The organism is Salmonella sp. SAL00653 (genome assembly GCF_046552515.1).
Classification (GTDB): Bacteria; Pseudomonadota; Gammaproteobacteria; order Enterobacterales; family Enterobacteriaceae; genus Salmonella; species Salmonella enterica.
Genome location: NZ_JBGDTY010000008.1, coordinates 97,344 through 104,246, shown reverse-complemented (window position 1 = coordinate 104,246; position 6,903 = coordinate 97,344). Strand labels below are relative to the sequence as shown.

6 protein-coding genes and 1 tRNA gene are annotated in these 6,903 nt (G+C 51.3%); 6 read left to right on the top strand and 1 reads right to left on the bottom strand.

Going from position 1 to position 6,903, the window contains the following annotated elements; genetic code table 11:
* Positions 1-5: 5 nt before the first annotated feature.
* The 6 genes from ACLJRU_RS11385 to ACLJRU_RS11360 all read left to right on the top strand — a co-directional run bounded on the left by ACLJRU_RS11385 (position 6) and on the right by ACLJRU_RS11360 (position 5,314).
* Positions 6-82: transfer RNA gene (locus tag ACLJRU_RS11385), tRNA-Arg, on the top strand.
* 229 nt (positions 83-311) lie between these two features.
* Positions 312-878, top strand: a complete 567-nt coding sequence (gene yqaB, locus ACLJRU_RS11380; protein WP_000271296.1) for a fructose-1-phosphate/6-phosphogluconate phosphatase — start codon at positions 312-314, stop codon at positions 876-878.
* Positions 875-1,300, top strand: a complete 426-nt coding sequence (locus ACLJRU_RS11375; protein ID WP_001279499.1) for a YqaA family protein — start codon at positions 875-877, stop codon at positions 1,298-1,300. The genes yqaB and ACLJRU_RS11375 overlap by 4 nt, the downstream gene beginning before the upstream one ends.
* A gap of 76 nt (positions 1,301-1,376) precedes the next feature.
* Positions 1,377-2,933 carry a glutamate--cysteine ligase gene (gshA, locus tag ACLJRU_RS11370; protein WP_000611821.1) on the top strand — a complete coding sequence of 519 codons (1,557 nt, stop codon included), beginning with the start codon at positions 1,377-1,379 and terminating at the stop codon, positions 2,931-2,933.
* 149 nt (positions 2,934-3,082) lie between these two features.
* Positions 3,083-3,598: an S-ribosylhomocysteine lyase gene (gene luxS / locus ACLJRU_RS11365; protein WP_001130194.1), complete on the top strand. Its 516-nt coding sequence runs from the start codon at positions 3,083-3,085 to the stop codon at positions 3,596-3,598.
* A 345-nt stretch (positions 3,599-3,943) separates the two neighbouring features.
* Positions 3,944-5,314 (top strand): carbohydrate porin, encoded by a 1,371-nt coding sequence (locus tag ACLJRU_RS11360; RefSeq protein WP_000645137.1) that lies wholly within the window; start codon positions 3,944-3,946, stop codon positions 5,312-5,314.
* 48 nt (positions 5,315-5,362) lie between these two features.
* On the opposite strand, the gene emrB is transcribed toward ACLJRU_RS11360, so the two are convergent.
* The gene (emrB, locus tag ACLJRU_RS11355) at positions 5,363-6,901 is read right to left on the bottom strand and encodes a multidrug efflux MFS transporter permease subunit EmrB (protein WP_001540759.1); all 1,539 of its coding nucleotides are present in this window, start codon (positions 6,899-6,901) and stop codon (positions 5,363-5,365) included.
* Positions 6,902-6,903 lie beyond the last annotated feature (2 nt).

Here is a 6,903-nt window from a genome sequence, read left to right as displayed (position 1 = left end):
TTCCCGCATCCGTAGCTCAGCTGGATAGAGTACTCGGCTACGAACCGAGCGGTCGGAGGTTCGAATCCTCCCGGATGCACCATATTCTCCGTACTTTCAGCAATGCAGATAAGATAGCGGTAATCACCGCTGGCATCAGAAGGATAACGTTGCGTCAGCAACGGCCCATAAGGTGAATAATCCTCCCGGCTACGTCACTGCCCTGCAATCGCTTTTCCCCTTATCCTGAATATACCTCTTCATCTCTATTAGCGACAAAATCAACCAATTGCGATAAAGTACTGTCTGGTTATTCGGTTTGCGAGAACACGATGTACGCACGTTATGCTGGTTTGATTTTTGATATGGACGGTACTCTCCTGGATACCGAACCCACGCATCGCAAAGCGTGGCGTGAGGTTTTGGGGCGCTATGGTCTTCGTTTTGATGAACAGGCAATGGTCGCGCTTAACGGTTCGCCAACCTGGCTTATCGCCCAGTCAATCATTGAGCTTAACCATGCCGATCTTGATCCCCTGTCACTGGCGCGTGAGAAAACCGACGCGGTAAAAAGCATCCTGCTGGACTGCGTAGAACCGCTGCCGCTGGTTGAGGTGGTTAAAGCGTGGCATGGGCGGCGTCCCATGTCGGTCGGTACCGGTAGCGAAAGCGCTATCGCGGAAGCCCTGTTAGCGCATCTGGGGCTGCGTCGTTATTTTGATGCGGTTGTGGCGGCAGATCACGTACAGCATCACAAACCTGCGCCTGACACCTTCCTACTGTGCGCCCAGCGGATGGGCGTCATGCCGACGCAGTGCGTGGTATTTGAAGATGCCGATTTTGGTTTACAGGCGGCGCGGGCGGCGGGAATGGATGCCGTGGATGTCCGACTATTGTGAGTGACGGACTGTCGCTCCTGTCTCTGTTTGCCAGTAGTTTTCTCAGCGCGACGCTGTTACCCGGTAATTCTGAGGTGGTTTTGGTTGCTATGCTGGTCTCCGGCGTCAGTCATCCCTGGGTCTTAGTCTTAACAGCAACAATGGGTAATAGCCTTGGAGGGGTAACTAACGTTATTCTTGGGCGTTTCTTTCCGCTGCGCAAAACGTCGCGCTGGCAGGAAAAAGCGACTGGCTGGCTAAAGCGTTATGGCGCAGCCACACTATTATTAAGCTGGATGCCGGTCATCGGTGATTTGTTGTGCCTGTTAGCGGGATGGATGCGCATCCCGTGGGGGCGGACGATCTTTTTTTTGTGTCTTGGTAAGGCGCTGCGCTATGTTGCGCTCGCAGCGGCGACGGTTCAGGGCATGATGTGGTGGTAATAATTGTAGGTTTGGCATGTATGGCCGCCATTACAGTTATGCTTATTAAAACGATTTGGACAGGCGGGAGGTCAATTTGATCCCGGACGTATCACAGGCTCTGGCCTGGCTGGAAAAACATCCTCAGGCGTTAAAGGGGATACAGCGCGGGTTAGAGCGCGAAACGCTGCGTGTCAATGCTGATGGCACGCTGGCGACAACAGGTCATCCTGAAGCGTTAGGTTCAGCGCTGACCCATAAATGGATTACCACGGATTTTGCGGAAGCCCTACTGGAGTTTATTACGCCAGTCGATGGCGATATCCAGCATATGCTCACCTTTATGCGCGATCTCCATCGGTATACGGCCAGGAAACTGGGCGATGAGCGGATGTGGCCATTAAGTATGCCCTGCTATATTGCGGAAGGGCAGGACATAGAGCTGGCGCAGTACGGCACATCAAATACCGGGCGCTTTAAGACGCTCTATCGCGAAGGGCTGAAAAATCGTTATGGCGCTTTGATGCAAACCATCTCCGGCGTACATTACAATTTTTCATTACCGATGGCGTTCTGGCAGGCGAAATGCGGCGTTACGGAAGGCGAAGCGGCAAAAGAAAAAATTTCTGCCGGCTATTTTCGTCTGATTCGCAACTATTACCGTTTTGGCTGGGTCATCCCCTATCTGTTTGGCGCGTCTCCGGCCATTTGTTCCTCTTTCCTGCAAGGGAAGCCAACCACATTACCGTTTGAAAAAACGGACTGCGGCATGTACTACCTGCCGTATGCGACGTCGCTGCGTTTGAGTGATTTGGGCTATACCAATAAGTCGCAAAGCAATCTCGGAATTACGTTTAACGATTTGCATGAATACGTTGCAGGTCTGAAGCGGGCGATTAAAACCCCTTCCGAGGAGTACGCGCGGATTGGTGTGGAAAAAGACGGTAAGCGGCTACAGATTAACAGCAACGTTCTGCAAATTGAAAATGAGCTGTACGCGCCCATTCGTCCCAAGCGCGTGACGCGCAGCGGCGAATCGCCTTCTGACGCGCTTCTGCGTGGTGGTATTGAGTATATTGAAGTTCGTTCTCTCGATATTAACCCGTTCTCACCGATCGGCGTAGACGAGCAACAGGTGCGCTTCCTCGATCTGTTTATGGTCTGGTGCGTATTGGCCGATGCGCCGGAAATGAGTAGCGATGAGCTGTTATGTACGCGTACTAACTGGAATCGCGTTATTCTGGAAGGGCGTAAGCCGGGCCTGACGTTAGGCATTGGCTGTGAAACTGCGCAGTTCCCGCTGCCCAAAGTAGGGAAAGATCTCTTCCGCGATCTGAAACGCGTGGCGCAAACGCTGGACAGTATCCACGGGGGAGAGGAGTATCAAAAGGTGTGTGACGAGTTGGTCGCCTGCTTTGATAATCCTGAACTGACATTCTCCGCCCGAATCTTACGGTCTATGATTGATGAAGGCATTGGCGGCACCGGGAAAGCGTTCGGTGAGGCTTACCGTAATCTGTTACGCGAAGAGCCGCTGGAGATTTTACAGGAAGAAGAGTTTATTGCTGAACGTGACGCTTCAGTACGTCGTCAGCAGGAGATTGAGGCGGCGGATACCGAGCCGTTTGCCGCGTGGCTTGCAAAACACGCCTGACCCAAAAGAAAAAGGCCACTCACGGAGTGGCCAAAATTTCATCGCTGAAAACAGGGATGATGATAACAAATGCGCGTCTTTCATATACTCAGACTCGCCCCGGAACAAAGAGTTCAGTTTATTTTTAAAAAATTATCGGAGGTGACTAAATGCCATTATTAGATAGCTTCGCAGTCGATCATACCCGGATGCAAGCGCCGGCGGTCCGGGTTGCAAAAACGATGAACACCCCGCATGGCGACGCAATCACCGTGTTTGATCTGCGTTTTTGCATTCCGAACAAAGAAGTGATGCCGGAAAAAGGGATTCATACGCTTGAGCATCTGTTTGCTGGCTTTATGCGCGACCACCTCAACGGTAACGGCGTTGAGATTATCGATATCTCGCCGATGGGCTGCCGCACCGGCTTTTACATGAGCCTGATTGGCACGCCGGACGAGCAGCGTGTTGCCGACGCCTGGAAAGCGGCGATGGCGGATGTGCTGAAAGTGCAGGATCAAAACCAGATCCCGGAGCTGAACGTTTACCAGTGCGGTACGTATCAGATGCACTCGCTCAGTGAAGCGCAGGACATTGCCCGTCATATTCTGGAGCGTGATGTGCGCGTGAACAGCAATAAAGAGCTGGCGCTGCCGAAAGAAAAACTGCAGGAATTGCATATTTAGTCTTATTGGTGAGCGGTTCCAGTATTTAAATTAACCCCGGTTTATGACCGGGGTTTTTTATTGCTTAATATAATTTGTATTTATTATATTTGCGGCAAGAATACATTTTAAATTAAGTAATGCCTGGCCTGTTAAATAATAAAATGTGATCTGGTAAACAGAAAAGGCGGATAACTCACGATGCCAGAGTGTATTGATCACATAAACTAAAAATCATAAATAATTAATAGAAAAACGTAATGGAATGTGCCAGATATCCAGGTAATAACAAGACTCTACTAATAGCCGGTCGATGGGGTTTTTAGCAAATCTTATCTGGTATACATCAAACTTAAGGGATAAAAAATGAAGGCTAAATATTTGGCGCTGATGATCGGTGCTTGCTTTTCTCATAACCTTTGGGCAGCGAATAATATCACTATTGAGCAGCGTCTGGCTGAACTGGAGCAACGTGTTGTTAATGCTGAAAAACGGGCATCCGATGCCGAGGCGCAAATTCGCTCGCTGAAACAGCAGCAGGTCGCCGCTACGCCGACGGTGAATGTCCAGTCCGCCGAGCCCATTGCAGCAGATAAAACGCCGCCGAAGCTGACCTTATCCGGATTCAGCGATATTAAGTTCTATGGCGATGTCGAATTTAATATGGATGCGGCAAGCCGTTCCGGTAGCCTGACCTCGATGAGAACGTCAGCGAATAAAGATTGGGCATCAGGAACCAATGAACGCTGGGATATTAACGGACGCCTGTTGCTGGGCTTTGATGGCTACCAGCGGCTGGACAACGGTAATTTTGCCGGATTCTCTGTACAGCCTCTGGCGGACCTGACCGGAAAAATGAACCTTGATGATGCCGTTTTCTTCTTTGGTCGTGAGAATGACTGGAAAATTAAGGTTGGTCGTTTTGAAGCCTACGATATGTTCCCACTGAATCAGGATACGTTTATTGAATATTCGGGGAATACAGCGAACGATCTTTACAGTGACGGTTACGGCTATATCTATATGATGAAAGAAGGACGGGGACGTAGCGACAGTGGGGGTAACTTCCTGCTGAGTAAAACCATCGACAACTGGTATTTCGAAGTTAACACATTGCTGGAAAATGGCAGTACGTTATATACCGAGAAGCAGTACCACGGAATGGATTTAACCAACGATAAAAACGTGGCTTACGTCCGTCCGGTTATCGCCTGGCAAAACGGGCGTTTTTCAACGGCGATAGCGATGGAAAGTAACGTCGTTAACAACGCCTATGGCTATTATGAGAATGGGAAGTGGATCGATCAGTCAGATCGTACGGGCTATGGTTTTACCATGACCTGGAATGGTCAAAAAACTGACCCGGAAGATGGCGCAGTGATTAACCTGAATACCGCCTATATGGATGCGACCGATGAGACAGATTTTACCGCTGGGGTGAATGCGCTGTGGCATCGATTTGAACTGGGTTATATCTATGCGCATAACAAAATCGAAGCCTTCAATGCTACCAATATCGATGCCGTTTGTGAGGACGATTGTTGGATCACCGATCCCGGCAATTATGACATTCACACTATTCATGCCTCATATTTATTCCCCAACGTGATGGATATGAAAAACTTTAACATCTACCTCGGTGCCTATGCTTCATGGGTAGAGGCCAATCCGAATAATGGCGATAACAGTGAAGATGCGCGTTACGGCGGGCGTCTGAGATTCAAATATTTCTTCTGATTGTTGGTCTACTAAAAAAGGGATCCGCAGATCCCTTTTATCAGATAGTTAGTGCGCGCCGCCACCGCCGCCGCCCGCACCGAAGGGCGGTTTGGCGAACCACACCAGGCCGAGCAGCACCAGGAAGATCCCCGCCGACATCCAGAAGATTTCGTTGGCGGAAATAATCAGCCCCTGATTCGTGATTTGCTGGGCTATCCAGCCTGACGCCTGTTGGTGCGTCATCCCTAAGCCTTCCAGTTTATCGTACATAGCCTGAGCGTTTGGATTATACGCCGTAATCGACTCGGTGAGCTGCGCATGGTGTAGCGACTCACGATCGGTCCACATAGTGGTGGTAATCGAGGTGCCGATGGAGCCCGCCAGCGTTCGCGTGAAGTTCGACAGGCTTGATGCCGCCGCCAGCCGTTCTGGCGGTAACCCGGAGAGCGTAATGGTGGTCAGCGGCATAAAGAAGCAGGCGACGGCAAATCTCTGAATAAACTGCGGCCATGCGGAAGCGCCGAAATCCATACCCGGTTCGAACGTCCAGGCGCGCCAGTAAAAACAGACGGCGTACATAATGAAGCTGAACGTGACCAGCCTGCGCATATCCAGTTTATGCGCGAAGCGTCCGATAATCGGCGACAAAATTACCGGAATAATGCCGACTGGCGCCGACGCCAGACCTGCCCACGTTGCGGTATAGCCGTACACCTCTTGCAAAAGCTGCGGCAGTAGAACAATGGCGCCGAAATAGAGCATATAGGCAAGGCTGATGCACAAGCAGCCAATAGTGAAGTTACGCGATTTAAAAAGAGAAAGATCGACGATAGGGTGATCGTCGGTCAGTTCCCAGACGATCAGGAAACTGATGGCGATGACGGCGACCACGGTCAGGATGATAATTTCCTGCGAGGAGAACCAGTCCAGCTCTTTACCGCGATCGAGCATAATTTGCAGGCTGCCGATGCCAATCACCAGTAACGCCAGCCCGACGGCGTCAATACGTCGCCGTTCGGTATGCGTTTCACGTCCGCGCAGCGTGTGTAACGTCATCAGGACGACGGCGATGCCAATCGGCACGTTGATGAAGAAAATCCATCCCCAGTGGTAATTATCACTGATGTAGCCCCCCAGAATCGGGCCGCAAATCGGCGCGACAATGACGGTCATTGACCAGAGCGCTAGCGCAATGGAGCGCTTTGCAGGCGGATAGTTATTCAGCAACAGGCTTTGCGAGAGCGGAATCAGCGGCCCGGCGACCACGCCCTGCACCACGCGGAAGAAGATCAGCATATTCAGGCTGCTGGATACGCCACAGGCCCAGGAGGCCGCGGCAAAGGCGACCGTCGACCACATGAACAGTTTGACTTCGCCAAAACGTTTCGCCAGCCAGCCGGTTAAGGGAATCGAGATAGCGTTCGCCACCCCGAAAGAGGTGATAACCCATGTCCCCTGGCTTAGGGAAGAACCCAGGTTCCCGGCGATGGTCGGAATCGCCACGTTGGCAATGGTGGAGTCCAGCACCTGCATGAATGTCGCCAGCGACAGCGCGATCGTCATGATGACGAGCTGCGCGCCTTCCAGCGGTTTTTGCTGTTGCATCA